Source organism: Polaromonas sp. UC242_47 (genome assembly GCF_044452385.1).
Taxonomy (GTDB): Bacteria; Pseudomonadota; Gammaproteobacteria; order Burkholderiales; family Burkholderiaceae_C; genus Polaromonas.
Map to the genome: position 1 here is coordinate 3,480,256 of NZ_JBIOAO010000001.1, position 20,722 is coordinate 3,500,977.

The window sequence follows — 20,722 nt, forward strand, 5'->3', positions numbered from 1 at the left end:
CCGAAAACGGCTAGTTACACCCGCGCTGCGGCGTATCATGAAAGTCATGAAAACGGACCACGCCCCTCTCGCCGACGACGCCTGCTACCTCGCGCTGAAGACCCGGGACGCGCGGTTTGACGGCTCGTTTTTCACCGGTGTGACCTCCACCGGCATTTATTGCCGCCCGGTCTGCAGCGTCAAGACACCCAAACGCGAAAATTGCCGATTTTTCGGCCACGCGGCCCAGGCTGAAAACGCCGGCTTTAGGCCCTGCCTGCGCTGCCGGCCTGAACTGGCGCCGCATTCGGTCGTGTGGTCCATCCAGGATGCGTCTTACATCCTGGCGCACCAGGCGGCGCGCCTGCTCGACGAACCCGAGGTATGGGGTGAGGCCACGCCTTCTGTCGACTTGCTGGCCGCCAAGCTGGGGGTCAGTGACCGCCACGTGCGGCGAATTTTTGAGGCGCAGTTCGGTGTCTCGCCCATGCAATACCTGCAGACACGCCGCCTGCTGACCGCCAAGCAGTTGCTGGCCGACACCGCCTTGCCGATCACGCAGGTTGCACTGATCAGCGGTTACGCCAGCGTGCGGCGATTTAATGCCGCGTTTGCCGAGCATTACGGCTTGAACCCGACGCAGTTGCGGCGCCAGGGCGCCACGCCCGCCAGCCAGGGCATCACCGTCAAGCTCGGCTACCGCCCGCCTTACGACGTGGCGGCGATGACAGGTTTTTTCAAGAAACGTCAGATCAACGCTATTGAATTTGTAGCTGATGACGTAGGTGCTGCAAGGATGGGACGCACTTTTCGTCTTGAAAGCGGCGGCAAGGTCCACGCCGGCTGGTTGCTGGCCAGCTTCGACGAAACCCGCACGCAAGTCGTGCTGCAAGTCAGCGACTCGCTGCGCGAAGTCTTGCCGCTGGTGATACGCCGGCTACGCGCCATGCTGGACCTGGACGCCGATCCGCAACCCATCAACCAGACCTTGCACAGCAGCTTTCCGGGCGGCGACGGCCTGCGTGTGCCCGGCGCCATGGACGGTTATGAGCTGGCGGTGCGCGCCGTGTTGGGCCAGCAGATCACGGTGGCGGCGGCCCGCACCCTGGCACAACGCATGGTCGACCAACTCGGCGAGGCAATTGAAACGCCATGGCCGGAACTGACGCGGCTGTTTCCTGCACCAGCCGTGCTGGCCCAGGCCAGCGGCGATACCCTGGGCCAACTCGGCATTGTCAAACAGCGACAGACCGCGATTGTCGGCATTGCCCAGGCCGTGGCTTCAAAACGCCTGCAGTTGCATGGCGGCGCAGACGTCAATGCGACCATTGCCGCACTCAAGGAACTGCCCGGCATCGGCGACTGGACGGCGCAATACATCGCCATGCGGGCGCTGCGCTGGCCGGACGCTTTTCCGGCCGGCGACGTGGCGCTGCACAAGGCGCTGGGTGTACAGGGGATGAAAAATCCGGCCAAGGAAGCCGAGCTGGCCTCGCTGGCCTGGAAGCCCTGGCGCAGTTATGCGGTCATACGCGCCTGTAGCGGCGCCATGCAAACCCCTGCCGACGCAGCGCCAGATGCTCCTAAAACAATAGCTACTCGCGCCCGGTCCACAAGGGCCAGAACCCCAAAACCTTCATGAACCCGGCAAAAAGGCAAGCCGCAGCGGCGACAACGCCATTTCCGCCAATCAGCGACACTCTCAGGAGATCACCATGAAATTCGATGCATCCATCGTCCAGACCCGTTTCCAGAGCCCGCTGGGAACCATCATCATCGCGGCCACAAGCAAGGGCCTGGCCGGGCTGTGGTTTGACGGCCAGCGACACCTGCCGCCTGAACTGGCCCCCCACGCTTGTCGCTTCGCGTACTGCGCTGCCCCCCGAGGGGGCGCTACGCCTGCGGCCCGGCGAAGCCGGTTCCGCGGCCCCGACTGGCGGAGAAAAAACCCCCACGCCTGTCGCTTCACGGCGCACAGCGGTCTGGCCCACCGTTCCGGATCATCCGGTGCTGAAAAAAGTCAGCCAGCAGCTCAGCGAATATTTCGCCGGCCAGCGCACGGCATTTGACGTGCCGCTGGACCTGGCCTACGGCACGGCCTTCCAGCAATCGGTCTGGCAGGCGCTGCTGAAAATTCCGCAAGGCGGCACCGCCAGTTACAGCGAGGTCAGCGCCCGTATCGGCAAACCGGCCGCCGTGCGCGCCGTGGGTGCAGCCGTGGGCCGTAATCCGGTCAGCATCATCGTGCCCTGCCACCGCGTGATGGGTGCCAAGGGAGCGCTCACCGGTTACGCCGGCGGCCTGGACCGCAAGGCCGCACTGCTCACCCTCGAAGGTGTCTTGAAAGAGGCCGTGCATTGACCGCATCAGCCAGCCTCGCGACGCCCCGGCACTGGGCCATCGACTTTGTGTCGCTGGCGGCCATCTGGGGTTCGTCCTTTCTCTTCATGCGTATCAGCACCGTGGAGTTTGGCCCCTTGCCGACGGCCGCCGTGCGGGTCGCGATTGCGGCTCTTTTCCTGCTGCCCATCGTCTGGCTGCGCGGCCTGTGGCCGGTGCTGAAAAAAAACTGGCGCCGGACTTTTTTCATAGGTGTGCTCAATTCCGGCATTCCCTTCGCCTGTTTTTCGTTTGCGTTGCTGTCCATCACCACCGGCTTGTCGGCGATTCTCAATGCCACCGTGCCCATGTTCGGCGCGCTGGTGGCCTGGTTCTGGTTAAAGGACAAACCCACGGCCTCGCGCATGTTGGGCCTGGTCGTCGGTTTTGCCGGCGTGGCCATGCTGGCCTGGGACAAAGCCACCTTCAAGCCTGACGCCTCCGGTGTGGCGCCGGGCTGGGCCGTGCTGGCCTGCCTGTTGGCCTGTGTTTGTTACGGCATCTCGGCGAGTTACACCAAACGTTATCTGTCCGGCCTGCCGCCGTTGGTCACGGCCGCCGGCAGCCAGATCGGCGCGACGCTGGGCCTGGCGCTGCCGGCCGCGTGGTTATGGCCGGCGCAGATGCCTGGCAGCTCGGCCTGGCTGGCGCTGCTGGCCGTCGGTGTCTTGTGCACCGGGCTGGCTTACATCCTGTTTTTCCGACTCATCGAAAACGCCGGCCCGCAACGCGCGTTGTCGGTGACGTTTGTGGTGCCGGTGTTTGCGGTCTTGTACGGCGCCCTGTTCCTGGGTGAAAGTGTCACGCCCTGGATGCTGGCCTGCGCCCTGGTGATTGTCTGCGGCACGGCCTTGTCCACCGGCTTGCTCAAGCTGGAAGCCTTGCACTTTTGGCGGTGAGCGCCGCAGGCTAGATAAAGCCAGCCACCACGTTGATCGTCAACGCCACGATCAACACGTTGAAGGCAAACGACAAAATGCCGTGGCCCAGGGTCAGGCGCCGCATTTCACGCGAGGTCACCTGCACGTCGGACACCTGCGAGGTCATGCCGATCACAAACGCGTAATACAAAAAATCGAAGTAATCCGGGTCCGGCTGGTTCGGAAACTGCAGGCCAGCGCCATCGGGCTTCTTGCGTTTTTCTTCGTGGTAATAACGGTGCGCATAACGAAACGCAAAAATTGTGTGGATAAACAGCCAGGACAATCCCAGCGCCAGCATGGCCAGCACCATGTGCCCGATCCGCTCGGCGCCGGTCAGCTGTTTGACCTGCTGCAACAACAACACAATGCTGCCGACACTGGCCCACACCGCCAGCACCATCAACAAAAAAAGCACCACGCTGGGTTCATCCTGCGCCTGCGTACGCCGACGTGTACCTTTGGAATCAAACACCTCCGCCAGCCACCAGGCCAGCACCAGGTAAACCGCGGTCCCGACGCACCAGCCCAGCAGCGCGCGGAACGGCCAGGTCGTGGGCAGCGGCAGCAAGGCGGCCAGCCCTCCCACCACCAGGCCGTATACCAGCCGCTGCGGACCCGTGGTTTCAGAAAGATGTTTGCGCATGGCGCTGATTGTGGGGCCAGAGAGCTGCGAGCTCAAAACTGCAAAACTCAATCAGCGCATCTGGGCGGCCGTGTGACCGTTCGCCCTTGCTCGGTGGCATTCACTGCTCAAGCATGAAAGACTCTATCCCGCGCAAAGCCTCCAGCGCACCAAGCGCCAAACCGACGTCCATAGCACTGGGCACGGTGGCGTCACTGGGATTGATACGCACCAGACGGCCACCGAATTCATGAATGATTCTGTGGCTGAAACGTCGCACCGACGGAATGGCAGTGCCGGCGCCTAACTCAAGCACCACCACACGCGCCCGGTTTTCCGTCAGGGTCTCCAGCCAGGCAGCTTCGCGCCTGGCCTGGGCGTCGCTGCGCCTGGACACCCAGTTCCAGTCGTTGAACATCAACACATTGGGTCGGGCCAAAGCACCACAGGCGGGGCAATGCGGCGGTGGATTCAACAGACGGCAGTTGTCGATGTCCACCTCCGGTACAAAACCATCAGCCGACCACACACCGGAGCCGCATTCCCGGGTGCATTGCAAATGGTGGATCGAACCATGACATTCGTGAACCTGGTCGTCCGGGAAACCCGCTTTCTGGAATTGCCCGTCCACATTGCTGGTGAACACATGCACACCCAGCGGCATGTTCTGCCCCCATAGACGCAGGATCGCAAAACCGGGATGCGGCACCGTCTGCCGGTACAAGGCCAGGCGGTGGCCGTAAAACCCCCAAGCCAGCTCGGGGTCTTGCGCAAAAGTTCGCGGGCTGGCGATGTCGGAAAAATGGAGATCGGCTTTAGCCAGCGCCGGATAGGCCTGCCAAAAACCCGTCTGGCCCCGAAAGTCGGGCAAACCGGAATCCACCCCCATGCCTGCGCCCGCAGCGACCACCAGCGCGTCCGCGCCGGCAAGAGTCTCAGCCGCCTGGCGAAAAATATTTTCGAGATTTTTTATAGCCGCGTGCATTCAACACTTTTTGGTGAACATGCATTGTCATCAACCGTGAGTTGAAAACAAGGCGGGCACGATCTGCAGGCTTAATTCAAAATTTGAAATGGGGATGAAGCCATCAACAAACAGGTAAATCAATCCGACCTGACGTATGCACAAAAACATCCCCCTACATAAGTCACCCGAGGGTTTTACTGTGTGTTGCTTACCTACTGGTAACGGCTTTTAAGGCAGCAGCACAAGCCGCTTTCAAAGTGGCTGGATTCGGGTAGGAATACGTTATGAGAGCACCTTGTTCTCTAGCTTTGCTTTGTATGTCTTTCAGGGTTGGATTGCCTTTAGCCATCGTCTTTTGAAGCTTATCCACATAGTCGCTCGATAGAAATCTAGTTTCGCCGGCTGCCTTAGCATCGGAGTTCTTCTTGAAGGCAAATTTTCCAACGCCACTAACTACGAGGTATATGTCGCGACGTTTCCATTCTGGGACGCCGCTATCTTCCAGTTCAAGAAGCAAAGCTGCATCGGCCTCTTCCCTCAGGCAGGTCTGGTCCCAATATAGAAAGTCATGCAGGATTCCAGCTTGCATGGTTGGACCGCTCTTCGATTCGATTGATTCGAGAAGAGGAGGAATACTTGCCAAATCGGTGATGAAGCCCTTAGGGACGGTGATTCTGTTTTGAGTGCCTGCAATCTCCGACGTCTGGGGAAATGTCGTTACGAACACTTGGTCACCTAAACGCATTATGGAAGGCGGAGTCGAAACACATGAGGCTAGAAGGACACAAGCACCGATAAGGAGCCATTTCGCCAGTTGCAAACGTTCATTAGTTGAAGGCCGTACCATTTTTTGTTCCGATAGGTGGATAGACCTGTTAAGTAGATAAGTACTCATATTTCCCCCATGTTCATTTTCTTTGCTCACACCCAAGAAGCCATTTCCAGCCCAGGCCAAACATCATTGCAGTTCCTTCGTTCGACACTCGTCGGGATAAACCCTTTTGAATTTCAACGAACATCTCCCTGACCACCGGCACAATGGCTATTGATTGGCGAGAGTCGTCAAATGGAAAGAAGCCCATGCTGATGTACATGAATTTCGTCAACGACAACGACGAGCTAATTCGACAGGAGTTGGTATTGAAAGGAATCGATCCAGACTCTCAACCCGACCCTCTAGGAAGATAGGTCTGAACCACGGTCACGGCTTGCAGCGCGGCCTCCTCCTGACTATCTACGCCCTTCCCGCGCATCACGACGGCGGGGGCGCCCTGAACGGCGTAGCTGGATAACCAACGCGGTTTGGCAACGTCACCATCCGGCCCGGGGATCATCCAGGTCTTGATGACGACGGTTTCGAAGACGGTTTCAATCAATACTGGGTTCTTTCGGTTCGGCCGTCGCCAACAGGCGTGCGGCGGGGTATTGCACAAGGAACTGATCGGAGGCCTCGGCCGGGGCGTCCAGCCAGGCGGTATAGGCATCTTCGTTCAGGACCACCACCATGCGCTTGTCCTGCAGCTCCGGCGGCAACGGCGCCTTCGTCTTTTTGTCCAGCTGCGGTTTGTGCAGGTGCTTGAAAATGGCGTGCGTGTCGGCGTTGATGGTCAGCATGGTGAAGGTCATGACCTTTTGCCCGGTCGGGCTGGTCCACTCCCGGTATATGCCGGCAATACCCATTGGCACAGCGCCAAATTGCTGAATATGCCACCGCACGCGCTCGCCGGTCTCGTAGTTCGGCTCATAAATTGATTCTGTAGGGACAATGCAGCGCCAGCCCTTCTTCCAGGACTCGCGGAAGCTGGGCTTTATGGTCACAGTCTCCGACCGAGCGTTGTAGGTGTGCCGGCCGGCCGCCACTTCGACCTGAAAGCCCGGCAGCAGGCCGAACAGGCCTTCTTCGGCCACCAGCACATTGCCAGAGCCGTGCTCGGCCAGCCTGATGAAGGGCGCCAGGCCGGTCGGCCAGACGTCGATTGGCAGCTCGTCTTTGGCGCGCTCGACGCCGAAGAAAGTCATCATCCGATCCGATTGGGTGACCGGGCGGTAGTTTGCGCACATTTCCACACTCTAAGGCTTCCCACACAACCATGGGGATCCATTTTTTTGGTCTCGGCGTTACTTCGCCAGCCTACCCAGTTGGTCCGAGGTGGTCCGAGGTGGTCAATCCCCATTGACAGGCAAGAATACCCACGTAGCATCCATCGGATAGGGGGCAGGTAACAAAATGAACAATAAGTCGAAAGACCGCTTCGGCCAGATAATCGCAAGATTTTTGATAATTTTCTTTGGCCCGGCTTTCGTCATCCTAATAGCGGTTGAAGTGCTGAATTACTTAACGGAGCCGTACTGGGTGCCGTTCAAGTAGAAACCTCGCCAGCGTGACGCAGCAGGGGCTGTGTGAACACGTCAACGATTCCATCAGTTGGAATGCCAGAAACCCTGCCAGCCTGTTGCCTGCGTGCGATTCGTTCGCTATCGCTGACCGCGTGATTGCCTACGCGGCACCGACGAGCTACACCATTTACGACTGCGAAAAGTACCGATGGAACTGGGACACAACCTCGCTCATACGAAGCGCGCTGGAACAGTGCCGCACCATCAAACGAGTGACATGTGAAGACCTGCCGGATGCCGTGCCGATCCAGCATTTCATTGATGTACTCCACCTTCGCCCTGAAGGTCAGAAGGTGCTGGCCTCATCTCTTCATCGCCTGATTGATCTGCGCCAATTTAGATCGTCAAGGAAAGACAATTTTTGAACTGTGCCCGCTAGCGCTCAGCGCGTCATAGGCTGCTTCGCAGGCAGCCCCGGCAATGCCTCGGCGGTCAGCGATTGCTGCCAGCTCTCCCGCTCGCTTATCAGCGCGCTCAGGTGTCTCTGCCACTGCAGATGATGGGAGGCCCGGGTTCGCTCGGTCGCCAATTGAGCACCCGACTACTTGCTAATTTGCAGCGCTGAGAAATTGATGGCCAGGGCTTGCATCAACGATGCGACAACTTGCGGGTACTCCCGATCGGCCTCAACACAGCCTAGGCTTGCCGCCAGCTTTTTAGCTTCCTGCAATTGCAGCTCAGTCAGCTCCGTACTCATCCTGTTGCGCGTAAGGACGACCGGCTGCAGTTGTTCAGATCTATTGTTCATTTGAAGCAATCCAAGTTAAGTGTTTTCCAGCGCGGAAGTGCGCCTAAATTCATTCTCAGCGCAGAACGAAATTTCTCCAACGTGAGCCTCCGTTGCAACAGGTACATCCGGCATCACGCGAGTTCACGCGCTTATGCGTACCTCGATGCCTGCCTGCTCGCCAAGGACAAAAACGGCAACCCCCGGCCGCGCGCCGCCAAAGGCAACAAAGAAATCTCGCTCATGCGGACCATTTTTGAGTACGGCATCCGCATCGACATGCTCAAAACCAACCCGTTCGCCGACCTCGACAAGCTGAAAACACGCGTGACCGCGCGGCTAGTGACCGATGCAGAGATGGCACTGGCCGTTGAAGTCGGCCGCGAGTTGGGCAGCACACGCCTAATTGTCGCGCTCGCGCTGCGGACTGCCTGGCTCTGCCTGAAACGATCCGTTGAGGTCCGCGCGCTGACGCGACCACAGATCACTGACGAGGGCATTGTTTGGAACGCGGCAAAGCGGCAGGCTGGCCAGGTGAAGGTCACCGGCCTAATTGAGCGGAGCCCGGAATTGCTCGCCACGATTAACGAGGCCTTGGCAATTAAGCGCAACCAGCTCGCAGGCACGTTCTATGTTTTCGGCAATCTCAGCGGCCAGCGGTACACAAAGGGCGGCTGGAAAAAGATGCTGAGCTACCTCATGGCCGAATGTGTGAAGCGTGCCGAAGTGCGAAAGATCGAATTCACACCGTTCAGCCTGCAAGACTGCCGCCCCAAGGGTGTCACGGACAAGATGGAGCAAGGCCACGCCGACGTGATGGATGCCACGATGCACACAAACAAACGGATGATTGAGCAGGTTTACGACCGCCGCAGGACCCGGACTGCGACCCCTGCAAAATGAGCAGTATTCCAAACTTTGGAATATGGGGCATGAAGTAGCTTAATTTTTAGGCATACCAGAAAGAGGAAAGCCCTCGTAACTCATTGAGCTACAAGGGCTTTTATCTGGCGGAGTGGACGGGACTCGAACCCGCGACCCCCGGCGTGACAGGCCGGTATTCTAACCAACTGAACTACCACTCCTGGTAGCGGTAACGCTTTCGCTCTTTCGAGCCAAGTCGCCTGCTCTTGCGAGCCTGCTGTTACCGACTTGTGCCTTGCTCATCACATTGCTGTGAAGAATTCTGGCGACCCCACGGGGATTCGAACCCCGGTACCTACCGTGAAAGGGTAGTGTCCTAGGCCTCTAGACGATGGGGTCTAAACCTTGGAACTTCCGATGCAGGCTTTTTAATTCCTGCTAAAAAATCTTCTCGACATTTAATGGTGGAGGTAAACGGGATCGAACCGATGACCTCTTGCATGCCATGCAAGCGCTCTCCCAGCTGAGCTATACCCCCTTATTAACTACAAGATGTCTTGCAGTTGTCGAGCTTCAAATTATAGCGCGAAAATCACACGCTTTTCAAGTGCCCTAATTTTTTGATCACATTTTTCCTGTCCATCAAAGCCAGGAAGGCATCCAGCGACGGCGTTTGCTGGCGTCCGGCCACCAGGACACGTACAGGCATGGCCAGTTGCGGCATCTTCAAACCGGTCTCTGCCAGCACCTGTTTGATCACAGCGGCAATCGCGGCCTTGCTCCACTCACAATCGGCCAGCAGTTCGGCGAGCTTGCTCACGGCGGGCGCGGCATCGGCCGGCACATGCGCCTGGATGTCTTCCGCGCTGACCGGCTCTTCGCTGACCAGGACCGCCATCCATTCAGCCAGTTCCACCAGCGTGCTGCAGCGGTCTTTCAGCAAAGCACAGGCCGACACGCGGCGCGCCGCATCCAGGCCGGCCAGGGTTTGCGCATTGAGGAAAGGCTGCACCGCTTCGGCCAGCTTCTCGTCAGCCATGGCTTTGAGATGCTGGGCATTGACCCAACGCAGCTTGGCCTCGTCGAACTGCGCCGCGCTTTTACCGAGGTGATCGAGGTTGAACCACTGCAGGAATTGCTCACGGCTAAAGATTTCGTCGTCGCCATGGCTCCATCCGAGGCGCGCCAGGTAGTTCACCATCGCATCGGGCAAATAACCTTCCACGGCGTACTGCGTGACCGCCTTGGCGCCATTGCGCTTGCTCATCTTCTCGCCCAACTCATTCAGCACCGTGGGCAGGTGGGCGTACACAGGCACCTCTTTGCCCAGAGCGCGGAAGATGTTGATCTGGCGCGGCGTGTTGTTCACATGGTCGTCGCCACGGATCACATGCGTGATGGCCATGTCCATGTCGTCGACCACCACGCAGAAGTTGTAGGTCGGCGTGCCATCAGGACGCGCAATCACGAGGTCGTCGAGTTCGTCGTTGCTGATTTCAATGCGGCCCTTGACCTTGTCGTCCCAGACCACGCTGCCACCCTGCGGGTTCATGAAACGCAGCACGGGCAACACACCCGCGGGAACCGGCGGCAAGGTTTTGCCGGGCGCTGGCCGCCAGGTGCCGTCGTAACGCGGCTTTTCCTTGTTGGCCATTTGTTGTTCACGCAGCGCGTCCAGTTCCGCCATGCTCATGTAGCAGGGGTAGACATGGCCAGCGGCCTGCAACTCGGCCAGCACGGCCTTGTAGCGCTCCATGCGCTGCATCTGGTAGATCGGGCCTTCGTCGTAGTTCAGACCCAGCCAGCGCATGCCTTCGATGATCACATCGACGGCTTCCTGGCTGGAGCGCTCCACGTCGGTGTCTTCGATGCGCAAGATGAAGTCGCCACCCGTGGCCCGCGCAAAGGCCCAGGGATAGAGTGCGGAGCGGATGTTGCCGAGGTGGATGAAGCCCGTGGGGGAAGGGGCAAACCGGGTACGTGTTTTTTGTGTCATGCCAGCGTTTCAAGACCCCGTGCGAGGTCGGCTTTCAAATCGTCAATATGTTCCAGCCCGACCGCAAATCGGATCAGGCCCTGGCCGATGCCGGCCGCCTGGCGCTGCGCTTCGGTGAGCCGGCCATGGGAGGTGGTGCCCGGGTGGGTGATGATGGACTTGGTGTCGCCCAGGTTGGTGGCAATACTCACCACCTGCGTGCTGTTGATCACGTGAAAGGCGTTGGCGCGCAAGGTTTCGGGGTCGCTGCCGCGCACATCAAAAGACACCACGGCGCCGCCCAGGCCAGACTGCTGGCGCATGGCCAGTTCGTGCTGGGGATGCGATGCCAGACCCGGGTAATAGACACGGGCCACCGCGGGATGGGCTTCCAGCCATTGCGCAATGGCCAGCGCGCTGGCGCTTTGGGCCTGCATACGGATACGCAGTGTTTCCATGCCCTTGAGCACAACCCAGGCATTAAACGGCGCCAGCACCATGCCGGCGGTACGCACGATGGGGCCGAATACATCAACGATCAGCTTGGACGGCCCGCAAATCGCACCGGCCATGACGCGGCCCTGCCCGTCCAGGTATTTGGTGCCCGAATGGATCACCAGATCGGCACCCAGTTCGGTCGGCCGCTGCAGGGCCGGCGAGCAGAAACAATTGTCCACGGCCAGCAAAGCACCACCCGCATGGGCGATGTCGGCCAGCGCGCGTATGTCGCAGACCTCGGTCAAGGGATTGGTCGGGGTTTCGGCAAACAGGAGCTTGGTGTTGGGCCGCATGGCCGCACGCCATTGCGCCAGATCAGTCTGCGACACAAAACTGCTTTCAACGCCGAACTTGGCGAACTCCTTGCCGAACAGGTTCAGCGTGGAGCCGAACACCGACTGCGAACACACCACATGGTCACCCGCCTTGAGCAGGCCCATACCCATCATCAGGATGGCGCCCATGCCGCTGGACGCAGCAATGGCGGCTTCCGTGCCTTCCAGCGCGGCCAGCCGCTGCTCGAAACTGCTCACGGTTGGGTTCGAGGTACGGGAGTAGGTAAAACCTTCTTCGGTCCCGGCAAAGCGGCGCGCCGAGGTTTCGGCATCCGGCTGTACAAAACCACTGGTCAGATACAGCGCCTCGGAGTTTTCGCCATATTGGCTGCGCTCCAGCCCCACACGCACCGCCAGCGTATCGCGGTGCAGGTTGTCAGGTAATTTTTGGACGCTCACGTTAAACCTCTTGCGGGTTGGGCAACGCCAGACGCGAGACATCCACCCCGCCTTCTTCGCTGCTGTCGACCCGTTGTTCATTCATCTTGGCAATGCTTTCCGGTGTGATGTCACCGGTGATATAAACGCCGTCAAAACACGAGGCATCGAAGCCGTCGAGTTTGGTGTTGAGCGAGCCAATCGCGCGTTTCATGCCTTCGACGTCCTGGTAAATCAGCGCGTCGCAACCAATCGCCACACGGATTTCTTCCACCGTGCGGTCGTGCGCCACCAGCTCGGCTGCGGTGGGCATGTCGATGCCGTAGACATTGGGATAACGCACAGGCGGCGCGGCGCTGGCGAGGTACACCTTCTTGGCGCCGGCGTCACGCGCCATCTGCACAATTTCGCGCGAGGTCGTGCCGCGCACGATGGAGTCGTCCACCAACATCACGTTGCGGCCCTTGAACTCGCTGGCGATCACATTGAGTTTCTGACGTACCGATTTTTTACGCACGCCCTGGCCCGGCATGATGAAAGTGCGGCCGACGTAGCGGTTTTTCACAAAACCTTCGCGGTAGGGAATGCCCAGCAGATGGGCCAGTTGCGTGGCGCTGGGGCGGCTGGACTCGGGAATCGGGATGATCACGTCGATTTCATTCGGCGGCACGGTGGACACCACACGTTTGGCCAAGGTTTCACCGAGGTTCAGACGGGCCTGGTAGACCGAGATGCCGTCCAGCACGGAGTCGGGGCGCGCCAGATACACAAATTCAAAAATACAGGGCTTGAGCTGCGGATTTTCGGCGCACTGCTCAGCATGGACCACGCCTTGCAAATCGACAAACACGGCTTCGCCCGGCATGATGTCACGCTCGAACTGGTGCGAGGTACCTTCCAGCGCCACCGATTCGCTGGCCACCATCACGGTGCTGCCGCTGTCGTTCTGGCCGCGGCCCAGGCACAAGGGACGAATACCAAACGGATCGCGAAACGCCAGCAGGCCGTGACCGGCAATCAGCGCCACCACGGCGTAAGAACCCTTGACTCGTTTGTGCACACCGCGCACGGCGGCAAACACGTCCACCGGATTGAGGGGCAGGCCGCGTGTGGTTTTTTCCAGCTCATGCGCCAGCACATTGAGCAAGACTTCCGAGTCACTGTCGGTGTTGATGTGGCGGTGGTCGGTGTTGAACAACTCGGCCTTGAGTTCGGCCGCATTGGTCAGGTTGCCATTGTGCGAAAGCACCAGGCCAAACGGCGCGTTGACGTAAAAAGGCTGGGCCTCGTCTTCGCTGAAGGCGTTGCCAGCCGTCGGGTAACGCACCTGACCCAGCCCGACGTTACCCGGCAAGGCGCGCATGTTGCGGGTGCGAAACACGTCGCGCACCATGCCTTTGGCCTTGTGCATGAAGAACTTGCGGCCCTGCTGGGTGACGATGCCGGCCGCATCCTGACCGCGGTGCTGCAGCAGGAGCAGTCCGTCATAAATCAGCTGGTTCACCGGGGCGTTGCTGACAACACCAACTATTCCGCACATATGTTTCCGTTCATGGATTAATTTAGTTCAAATACTTGGCAAACTGCTCGGGCAGGACCGGCTTCAAGCCTGTGAGCGCCGAGGTCAACAGCTCGGCACCCCGGGACGCCAACCACCACTCGCTGGTTTTGAAAGCCGTCATGTTGATCACCACGGTCACCGCCAGCAACAAGATCATTCCGCGCAGCAGGCCAAACGCCGCGCCCAGGGTGCGATCCGCCGGCCGCAAACCGATGGCTTCGACCAGTTTTTTAAGCAACACGGCCAGCAGGCCCGCCACAAACACAGCGACGATAAAAATCAGCACAAAGGCCGCCGCATACCGCACCGGCTCCGACGCACTTTGCAGCGGCAACACCGTGGCCAGGTCGGGCGCAAACCACTGCGCCAGGTAAAACGACAAGGCCCAACCGACAACGGACAGGATCTCGAACACCAGGCCCCGCCACGCGCCTATCACCAGGGAAACCGCCAACACCCCCAAAAAAGCCCCATCAGCAACTTCCACGCGTGACCAGTCCTACAAAGTCAGGATGGCGGCCGGCAAATCAAGGCCCTTGATCTTGCCGGCGGCTTTGTCCGCATCCGCCTTGCTGGCAAACGGCCCAACCCGGACCCGGATGCGTTTGCCGTCTTTGGTGTCAGCCACCTGGGTGTAGGTTTTCAGGCCGGCGCGCTCCAGCTTCTGGCGCACTTCGTTCGCCTTGCCGGCATCGGCAAAAGCGCCCACCTGCACCACCAGCCGCCCTTCGACCTCGACCGCCTTGGCGGCAGGCGCCGGGGCGACCGGCTTGCCTTCCAGCAGGGCCCTGGCGCGCGCGCCGTCCTCACTGGACACCGGGGCCTTGGCGACGACCTTGGGCTCCGGCCTGGGCTCAGGCTTCGCTTCGTTTTTGATAGCTGCTTGCGCAGTCGCTACGGGGGCTTCAGCCCTTTTTTCTGTAATTATTTCTTCGCGGGGCGTGAGGCTGGATGGCGCGGCCACCTGGGCACTGCTGGCGACAGGGGGGCTGACGACTGCCGTCGCCGCTGGCGCGGCGGCCGGAGCCGGCATCACCAGCGGTTTGACGGTGTTTTTGCCGGGTATTTCAATCGAAATATCAACCGCCACCGGCCGGGGCTGGGTGTCGAACAGCAGCGGGAAACCCACCACACCCGCCAGCACCAGCACCACCGCCCCGATCAGGCGGTGTTTGGCACGTTTGCGTATCACGTCCACGCTTTCGCTTTGGGCAGCCGACTTGGCCGCAGCGGGAGATGGCTGGCCCCGACGAAAGTTGAAAAACGGCATGGTGGTGACGGTGTCCGTTAGGTATCGGTTGATGATGAAGCGGGGCGCTCAGGCGCGGCGTGCGGAGCAAAAAGACGGGGCAAACCCTCTTTCAAAATACTTCCCACCGTGTAGAACGATCCGAACACGACAATTCTATCAGCGGGGTCTGCGGCGGCGATGGCCGCCTGCAGGGCCAGCACCGGGTCGGCAAACACGCTGGCGCTGACATCCGCACGGGTGTTCAAGGCCTGCCAGCGCGCCATCAGATCCGCGCCGCTGGCCGCCCGCGGGGTGGGCAAATCGGTGAAATACCAACGGTCCACCAGTGGAGCGACACGCCCCAGCATGGCGGCCAGGTCCTTGTCGGCCATGGCGCCAAACACCGCGTGGGTGCAGGGGTAATAAGCCATGGCGTCCAGGTTTTCGGCCAGCGCCGCCACCGAATGCGGGTTGTGCGCCACGTCCAGCACCAGGGTCGGCTGGCCGGAAATGATCTGGAAACGACCCGGCAACTCGACCATGCCCAGGCCGTTACGCACCGCCTGCGCCGTGACCGGCAGGCGATCCCGCAAGGCGGTCAGCGCCGCCAGCACACCCGAGGCATTAAGCAACTGGTTGGCGCCGCGCAAGGCCGGGTAAGCCAGGCCGGCATAACGCCGACCGCGGCCGGCCCAGGCCCATTGCAGCTTGTCGCCGGAAAAATTGAAGTCCTGGCCAAAGCGCCACAGGTCAGCACCCACTTCGGCCGCGTGGTCCAGCACGCTTTGCGGCGGCACCGGGTCGCCGACCACCACCGGCTTGCCAGCGCGCATGATGCCGGCTTTTTCGCGCCCTATGGCCTCGCGGTCTTTGCCCAGCAGCTCGGTGTGATCAATATCTATGCTGGTGATCAGCGCGCAGTCGGTATCAATGATGTTGACCGAGTCCAGCCGCCCGCCGACACCGACCTCAAGGATCACCACGTCCAGCTTGGCTTCGGCCAGCAGGCTGAAAATGGCCAGCATGGTGAACTCGAAATAAGTCAGCGAAGTCTGGCCACGCAAGGCTTCGACCCGGGCGAAATGCGGCAGCAGCGCATCGGCCTGCACGATCTCACCACGGACGCGGCAACGCTCTTCAAAATGAACCATGTGCGGCGAGGTGTACACCCCGGTGCGGTAACCGGCCTGCGACAAAATCGCCTCCAGCATGGCGCAGCTCGAACCTTTGCCGTTGGTGCCGGCCACGGTGATCACCGGGCAGTCAAAGTGCAGCCCCATCTCGCGGGCCACGCCCTGGACCCGGGCCAGCCCGAGGTCTATGGTGGTCGGGTGCAGGTGCTCGCAGTAGGCGAGCCAGTCGTCAAGGGTTTGAGGATTGTTCATACAGGCCGGTATTGTCGCCCCAGCCTGACAACCTGACAGCGCGTCCGGTATCTTCAGGCCTCAGCGCACCGGCCATCCTTGCCGAAATTCAGGACTCTGCCCTGGGACGCCCTCCCGGCCCATGCCGGCCAGTCCGTCCCGGGGTGTGACCGCTTTCAGCCTTGCCAACACCCCGCGCCGCGCCGTCAAAAACAAGGTTCAAGTCCTGCTGGCAGGCGCTCTTGTCAGAAAAATTAAAAAGACGCGACTGGCCGTTGTGCGGAACGCTGTCCCCCACGCGCTCATGGCCTCAAGAGCTCCTGTTCGCCGGCGAGATGTAGATTTCACGCAGCGTAAAAACGTGCGGCCATCAGTACCGGTTGTTGATGGCCGTGCCGTCCTGGACCTGGAGGTACAACACATACAAATTACCCAGCGGAACCAGGTTGAGCAACTGAAACCAGCCGCTGCGGTTGGTGTCATGCAGACGCCGGGTTGCAGCGGCCGTGAGCGGCAAAATAAGTGCAGCCAGGGCAACCAACACGCCCCATTCGTGCACAAACGCGCCGGCGGTCAGCACCAGCGTAAAGAACAACACGAACCACCAGTATTCCGAGCGGCTTGCGCGGCCATTGAAGTCCGCATATTTTTTCAGACAGGTAGACACTGCATCGATAAAGGTCATTCTTTTCTCCCTAGGTTGGTTCATAAACTGGTGTGCAGTCTATGAATCTTGAGAGAAGTTTCATATGGTCCTCAAGGACCATATGAAACCCGGATCGTCGTGTTCCAATGACGCCCATGCTTGCGCCTTGTATTTTGTTGATTGACGACCACGCCATGTTCCGCTCCGGGCTCAGCATGGTGATCAGCGCGGCCCTGCCGGACACAACCATCCTGGAAGCCGCCTCCATCCACGAAGCAAGCAACCGACCGTCGGACAAGGTGGACCTGATCCTGCTGGACATCAAACTCAACGGTTTGAGCGGCATTGAAGGCATTGCGCTGCTCCAGCGCAAGTGGCCACTGACGCCGGTTTTGATGCTGTCTTCGCTGGATGAGCCCCAGACCGCGCGCCTGGCGCTGGAGCGCGGCGCTGCAGGTTTTGTCTCGAAGGCAGAAACGGCTGAAAAAATCGTGGAGGCCATTCTTCAGGTTTTAGGCGGCCACGTGACCGAGCCATCGACGACCGACAACAAACTCGGCGAGCGTCGCCTGACGCCACGCCAATGTGACGTGCTGGACCTGCTGCACCAGGGGCTCTCGAACAAACTGATTGCGCGCCAGCTTGCACTCTCGAACAACACCGTTCGTCGGCATGTGCAGGACATCCTGGAGTTCTTTCAGGTGGTCAGTCGCGCCGAGGCGGTGGTTGAGGCGCGCCAGCAGGGGCTGATTGGCTGAGATGCGTGTCACCATGGGGCGTAACCCGCTGCGACTTGCGGAAAACCGCATTCTGGTGGAGCAACTGCGATTGGTGCTGGGCAACGTGGCGAGCACGGTCGTCCCTATTTGTCTGCTGGCCCTGCTGGTGCTTTTTTTATTGTCCGACGACAGCAATGCCTGGGCGCTGCGAACATGGTGCGCGGGAGCCATACTGGCGAACCTGCTCGCCTATGCCTATGCGCGCACCCACCTGCCGGACATCCAGCACAGGCAAGCACGCTCTATCGCCTGGGCGCTCGTCGCGCAGCGCGCTGCTTCAGGTGTGATCTGGGGCGCCCTGATCTGGATCACCTTCGACACCGCCTCGTTGGCAGAACGTATCCTGGCCCTGGCCGTGATTGCCGGCATGGCGGGCGGCGCGGTGTCAACACAATCGGCGGTACTGCCTGTTTTTTTTGCCTTTGTGATTCCGGCGGTGTCCCTTGTGGCATTGAAGTTGTGGCAGATGGACGATGAGGCTTACCACGCCTTGGGCCTGGTTTGCCTGCTCTACCTTGTGTCCCTGTTTGACCAGGCACGCAGCAGCGCCCGGGCTGCGCGCACCACGATCGAGCTGCGTTTTGAAAATACCGGGTTGATGGGAAAACTGCACCAGAAAACCCTGGTGGCGGAAAGCGCCCGGCGCGAAGCCGAACAAGGCAATATTGCCAAATCAAAGTTCCTCGCGGCGGCCAGCCATGACCTGCGCCAGCCGATTCACGCCCAGGGCTTGTTCCTGGACGTGCTTTCACGCACGGAACTGAGCCCGCACCAGCGTGAATTGGTGGCCTGTGTCGGCAGCGCCAGCCATGCGTCGGCCGAGATGCTCAATACCCTGCTCGACTTTTCACGCATTGAAGCCGGCGTGATTGAGCCGCAATGGCAGGCCTTCCGGCTGCAAATGCTGCTCAACAAGATAGAGCGGGAGTTCGAACCACAAGCGGATGCCAAAGGCCTGACTTACCGCTCCCGGGAAAACACATTGGTGGTGTGGTCTGATCCGGCCCTGGTTGAATTGATTTTGCGCAACCTGGTCTCGAATGCCATCAACTACACCGGGCAAGGCGGCTTGCTGGTGGCTTGCCGCAAACGAGGCGAGCAGGCCGTGCTGGAGGTCTGGGACACAGGCATTGGCATTGAGCAATCGCAGCAAGGCGAGGTGTTCCGCGAGTTCCACCAGCTGGGCAATCCGGAACGGGATCGCCACAAGGGCCTGGGCCTGGGTCTGGCCATCGCTGACGGGCTGGCGCGCACTTTGGGCCATGAACTCTCCTTGACATCAACACCGCATCGCGGCAGCGTGTTCAGGCTGGCTTTGCCTATCGCTGATACACCCCCCATAGAGCAAACAAATACAGAACATGGCAAGCCGCGGGTTCTCAGCGCCCGCGTGCTGGTCATTGATGACGACGAGACCGTGCGCACGGCCATGCGCCATTTGCTGCGCGACTGGGGTTGTGAATGTGATCTGGCGGAATCCATTGAAGAAGCGCTCGTACTGGCGAAAAAGCAGGCGCCAGACCTGGTGATCAGCGACTACCGGCTGCGCGAAAAGCGCACCGGCATCGAGGCTATTGCGGCCTTGCGCGAGTTGCTGGGCCATGCCTTGCCCGCGCTGCTGATCACCGGCGACACGGCGCCGGATCGCTTGCGTGAGGCCATGGCCAGCGGTATTCCGCTGCTGCACAAACCCATCAGCCCCAGCCAGCTGTATCGGGCCCTGGTCACGATATTGCCGCCCTGCACAAGAATCGGCGTCACCATGGCAAAATTTGACCCATGATCACCCTCTACGGCATCCCCAACTGCGACACCGTCAAAAAAGCCCGCACCTGGCTGGCCGAACACGACCTGGCTTACGAATTCCACGATTTCAAGAAGCAGGGCGTGCCCGCACACAAGCTGGCCGCCTGGGAAGATGCCCTCGGCTGGGAAAAACTGTTGAACCGCAAGGGCGCAACCTGGCGCAAACTGGACCCCGCCCTGCAGGCGGCCACCACGGACGCGGCCAGCGCCCTGGCCGTGATGCAGGAGCACGTCAGCGTTATCAAACGCCCGGTGGTGGAATGGGGCACAGAAACCACGGTCGGTTTTGATGCCAACAACTGGGAAGAACGGCGCTAACCGTGGCTTGGGATGGCTTTGTAAAGCCGCTGTCACGCCAGCTTTACAGTGATTTACCTGAACTTGTGTCCACCAAATCCGCTCTGACTCATTAAACTGAACAGAAGCTGTCGTTTTCGGTCACCCCTCGGAGCGGGGGTTCTTCCAGCAGGCTGAAAAGGAGTATCCATCATGAAAAAATCACTTGTCTTGTCAACCGTCGCCGCTGCGACCGGCCTGTTTGCCCTGAACGCCTCCGCGATGGACATCCTGGCGCGTGTCATTTCCAGCACGCCGGTGGTGCAACAAGTCAGCGTGCCGCAACAGGTGTGCACCACACAACCCATGATCACCCAGGCGCCCAACTCCGGCGCCGGTGCCGTGATGGGCGCCCTGGCCGGTGGCGCCATGGGCAATGCCGTGGGTAACGGTGGTGGCCGCGCGGTGGCCACCATGATCGGCCTGGTAGGCGGCGCCATGGTGGGCAACAACATCGAAGGCCCGCGCAACCAGGTGCAAAACGTGCAGCAATGCGGCACCCAGACCAGCTATGAAAACCGCACCACACATTACAACGTGGTCTACGAATACGCCGACAAGCAATACACCATCCAGATGGCCAACGACCCCGGCCCTTATGTGCGGCTGCAGGTCAGCCCGGTAGGCGCGATGCAGCCCCAAGCTGCGGCGCAACCGGCGTATGTGCAACCGGCCCAGCCCGTCTATAGCCAACCCGTCTACGGCCAGCCGGTGTATGCCCAGCCCACCTACGTCGCGCCAGTCGCGGTTTACCCGAGCTACTACCCGGGGCCGTATTACTCACCTCTCGGCGTGTCGCTGAATTTTGGCTACAGCCGCGGTTATGGTTATGGCCACGGCGGTCACGGTCACTGGCGTTAAGCCTCCAGATTCCGCCGGAACCTGAAAAGGGCTGAAGGGCTGCAAATGCAGCCCTTCAGCCCTTTTGACTTGCTGCTGGCGACCCAGCCCTGAT

The 20,722-nt window shown here is 60.2% G+C and carries 23 protein-coding genes, 3 tRNA genes and 1 pseudogene; 9 read left to right on the forward strand and 18 right to left on the reverse strand.

Translation table 11 applies throughout. From position 1 onward, the window contains the following. Nucleotides 1–46: 46 nt before the first annotated feature. The 3 genes and pseudogenes from ACHMXK_RS16800 (at nt 47) to ACHMXK_RS16810 (ending at nt 3,257) form a co-directional block, all read left to right on the forward strand. Nucleotides 47–1,621, forward strand: coding sequence for a DNA-3-methyladenine glycosylase 2 family protein (locus ACHMXK_RS16800; RefSeq protein WP_397441676.1), 1,575 nt, complete (start codon nt 47–49; stop codon nt 1,619–1,621). A gap of 73 nt (nt 1,622–1,694) precedes the next feature. Continuing rightward, nucleotides 1,695–2,340, forward strand: a pseudogene (locus tag ACHMXK_RS16805) (methylated-DNA--[protein]-cysteine S-methyltransferase). Beyond that, nucleotides 2,337–3,257 (forward strand): DMT family transporter, encoded by a 921-nt coding sequence (locus ACHMXK_RS16810; protein WP_397441677.1) that lies wholly within the window; start codon nt 2,337–2,339, stop codon nt 3,255–3,257. Before ACHMXK_RS16805 ends, ACHMXK_RS16810 begins: the two are co-directional and overlap by 4 nt. A 10-nt stretch (nt 3,258–3,267) precedes the next feature. On the opposite strand, the gene ACHMXK_RS16815 is transcribed toward ACHMXK_RS16810, so the two are convergent. The 6 genes from ACHMXK_RS16815 to ACHMXK_RS16840 form a co-directional block, all read right to left on the reverse strand. Continuing rightward, nucleotides 3,268–3,924, reverse strand: coding sequence for a DUF1345 domain-containing protein (locus ACHMXK_RS16815; protein ID WP_397441678.1), 657 nt, complete (start codon nt 3,922–3,924; stop codon nt 3,268–3,270). Nucleotides 3,925–4,024: 100 nt separating this feature from the next. Continuing rightward, nucleotides 4,025–4,888, reverse strand: coding sequence for an SIR2 family NAD-dependent protein deacylase (locus ACHMXK_RS16820; protein ID WP_397441679.1), 864 nt, complete (start codon nt 4,886–4,888; stop codon nt 4,025–4,027). A 190-nt stretch (nt 4,889–5,078) separates the two neighbouring features. After that, complete coding sequence (locus ACHMXK_RS16825) at nt 5,079–5,795, reverse strand: DUF1353 domain-containing protein (protein ID WP_397442548.1); 717 nt, start codon at nt 5,793–5,795, stop codon at nt 5,079–5,081. Continuing rightward, nucleotides 5,779–5,964, reverse strand: coding sequence for a hypothetical protein (locus tag ACHMXK_RS16830; protein WP_397441680.1), 186 nt, complete (start codon nt 5,962–5,964; stop codon nt 5,779–5,781). Before ACHMXK_RS16830 ends, ACHMXK_RS16825 begins: the two co-directional genes overlap by 17 nt. 69 nt (nt 5,965–6,033) lie before the next feature. Continuing rightward, the gene (locus ACHMXK_RS16835) at nt 6,034–6,246 is read right to left on the reverse strand and encodes a hypothetical protein (RefSeq protein ID WP_397441681.1); all 213 of its coding nucleotides are present in this window, start codon (nt 6,244–6,246) and stop codon (nt 6,034–6,036) included. Next, a complete protein-coding gene (locus ACHMXK_RS16840) occupies nt 6,239–6,931 on the reverse strand; it encodes an SOS response-associated peptidase (protein ID WP_397441682.1) in 693 nt (230 codons plus the stop codon). The genes ACHMXK_RS16835 and ACHMXK_RS16840 overlap by 8 nt, the downstream gene beginning before the upstream one ends. Before the next feature lie 320 nt (nt 6,932–7,251). Between ACHMXK_RS16840 and ACHMXK_RS16845 the strand changes: the two genes are divergently transcribed. Next, nucleotides 7,252–7,632, forward strand: a complete 381-nt coding sequence (locus ACHMXK_RS16845; RefSeq protein ID WP_397441683.1) for a hypothetical protein — start codon at nt 7,252–7,254, stop codon at nt 7,630–7,632. Here the strand turns inward: ACHMXK_RS16845 and ACHMXK_RS16850 are convergent. Together ACHMXK_RS16850 and ACHMXK_RS16855 are read right to left on the reverse strand one after the other, a co-directional pair. After that, nucleotides 7,612–7,758 (reverse strand): DUF2514 family protein, encoded by a 147-nt coding sequence (locus tag ACHMXK_RS16850; protein ID WP_397441684.1) that lies wholly within the window; start codon nt 7,756–7,758, stop codon nt 7,612–7,614. The two genes, ACHMXK_RS16845 and ACHMXK_RS16850, sit on opposite strands and share 21 nt — an antisense overlap. Before the next feature lie 50 nt (nt 7,759–7,808). Next, entirely contained in the window at nt 7,809–8,015 is a 207-nt protein-coding gene (locus ACHMXK_RS16855) for a hypothetical protein (RefSeq protein WP_397441685.1), read from the reverse strand. Between ACHMXK_RS16855 and ACHMXK_RS16860 the strand changes: the two genes are divergently transcribed. Further along, on the forward strand, nt 8,016–8,897 hold the full coding sequence (locus ACHMXK_RS16860) for a hypothetical protein (protein WP_397441686.1): 882 nt from the start codon (nt 8,016–8,018) through the stop codon (nt 8,895–8,897). Between the two features lie 105 nt (nt 8,898–9,002). On the opposite strand, the gene ACHMXK_RS16865 is transcribed toward ACHMXK_RS16860, so the two are convergent. From ACHMXK_RS16865 to ACHMXK_RS16910, 10 genes are all read right to left on the reverse strand, one after another. After that, nucleotides 9,003–9,079 (reverse strand) — tRNA-Asp (locus ACHMXK_RS16865). A 102-nt stretch (nt 9,080–9,181) separates the two neighbouring features. Continuing rightward, nucleotides 9,182–9,257, reverse strand: a tRNA-Glu gene (locus ACHMXK_RS16870). Between the two features lie 63 nt (nt 9,258–9,320). Further along, a tRNA-Ala gene (locus ACHMXK_RS16875) sits at nt 9,321–9,396 on the reverse strand. A gap of 54 nt (nt 9,397–9,450) precedes the next feature. Continuing rightward, nucleotides 9,451–10,854, reverse strand: coding sequence for a glutamate--tRNA ligase (gene gltX, locus ACHMXK_RS16880; protein ID WP_397441687.1), 1,404 nt, complete (start codon nt 10,852–10,854; stop codon nt 9,451–9,453). Beyond that, the gene (locus ACHMXK_RS16885; RefSeq protein ID WP_397441688.1) at nt 10,851–12,107 is read right to left on the reverse strand and encodes an O-succinylhomoserine sulfhydrylase; all 1,257 of its coding nucleotides are present in this window, start codon (nt 12,105–12,107) and stop codon (nt 10,851–10,853) included. The genes gltX and ACHMXK_RS16885 overlap by 4 nt, the downstream gene beginning before the upstream one ends. Continuing rightward, the gene (gene purF, locus ACHMXK_RS16890; RefSeq protein WP_397441689.1) at nt 12,067–13,584 is read right to left on the reverse strand and encodes an amidophosphoribosyltransferase; all 1,518 of its coding nucleotides are present in this window, start codon (nt 13,582–13,584) and stop codon (nt 12,067–12,069) included. The genes ACHMXK_RS16885 and purF overlap by 41 nt, the downstream gene beginning before the upstream one ends. Before the next feature lie 22 nt (nt 13,585–13,606). Beyond that, nucleotides 13,607–14,092 carry a CvpA family protein gene (locus ACHMXK_RS16895; RefSeq protein WP_397441690.1) on the reverse strand — a complete coding sequence of 162 codons (486 nt, stop codon included), beginning with the start codon at nt 14,090–14,092 and terminating at the stop codon, nt 13,607–13,609. Nucleotides 14,093–14,104: 12 nt separating this feature from the next. Continuing rightward, on the reverse strand, nt 14,105–14,875 hold the full coding sequence (locus tag ACHMXK_RS16900; protein ID WP_397441691.1) for an SPOR domain-containing protein: 771 nt from the start codon (nt 14,873–14,875) through the stop codon (nt 14,105–14,107). 17 nt (nt 14,876–14,892) lie between these two features. Further along, nucleotides 14,893–16,221: a bifunctional tetrahydrofolate synthase/dihydrofolate synthase gene (gene folC, locus ACHMXK_RS16905; protein ID WP_397441692.1), complete on the reverse strand. Its 1,329-nt coding sequence runs from the start codon at nt 16,219–16,221 to the stop codon at nt 14,893–14,895. Nucleotides 16,222–16,570: 349 nt separating this feature from the next. Continuing rightward, nucleotides 16,571–16,885: a DUF805 domain-containing protein gene (locus ACHMXK_RS16910; RefSeq protein WP_397441693.1), complete on the reverse strand. Its 315-nt coding sequence runs from the start codon at nt 16,883–16,885 to the stop codon at nt 16,571–16,573. Between the two features lie 107 nt (nt 16,886–16,992). Here ACHMXK_RS16910 and ACHMXK_RS16915 point away from each other — a divergent pair, with 107 nt between their 5' ends. The 4 genes from ACHMXK_RS16915 to ACHMXK_RS16930 all read left to right on the forward strand — a co-directional run bounded on the left by ACHMXK_RS16915 (nt 16,993) and on the right by ACHMXK_RS16930 (nt 20,628). Further along, nucleotides 16,993–17,604, forward strand: coding sequence for a response regulator (locus ACHMXK_RS16915; RefSeq protein WP_397441694.1), 612 nt, complete (start codon nt 16,993–16,995; stop codon nt 17,602–17,604). A gap of 13 nt (nt 17,605–17,617) precedes the next feature. Continuing rightward, nucleotides 17,618–19,408: a hybrid sensor histidine kinase/response regulator gene (locus ACHMXK_RS16920; protein WP_397441695.1), complete on the forward strand. Its 1,791-nt coding sequence runs from the start codon at nt 17,618–17,620 to the stop codon at nt 19,406–19,408. Further along, on the forward strand, nt 19,405–19,749 hold the full coding sequence (locus tag ACHMXK_RS16925; protein WP_397441696.1) for an ArsC family reductase: 345 nt from the start codon (nt 19,405–19,407) through the stop codon (nt 19,747–19,749). The genes ACHMXK_RS16920 and ACHMXK_RS16925 overlap by 4 nt, the downstream gene beginning before the upstream one ends. A gap of 171 nt (nt 19,750–19,920) precedes the next feature. Then, the gene (locus tag ACHMXK_RS16930) at nt 19,921–20,628 is read left to right on the forward strand and encodes a glycine zipper 2TM domain-containing protein (protein ID WP_397441697.1); all 708 of its coding nucleotides are present in this window, start codon (nt 19,921–19,923) and stop codon (nt 20,626–20,628) included. Nucleotides 20,629–20,722 lie beyond the last annotated feature (94 nt).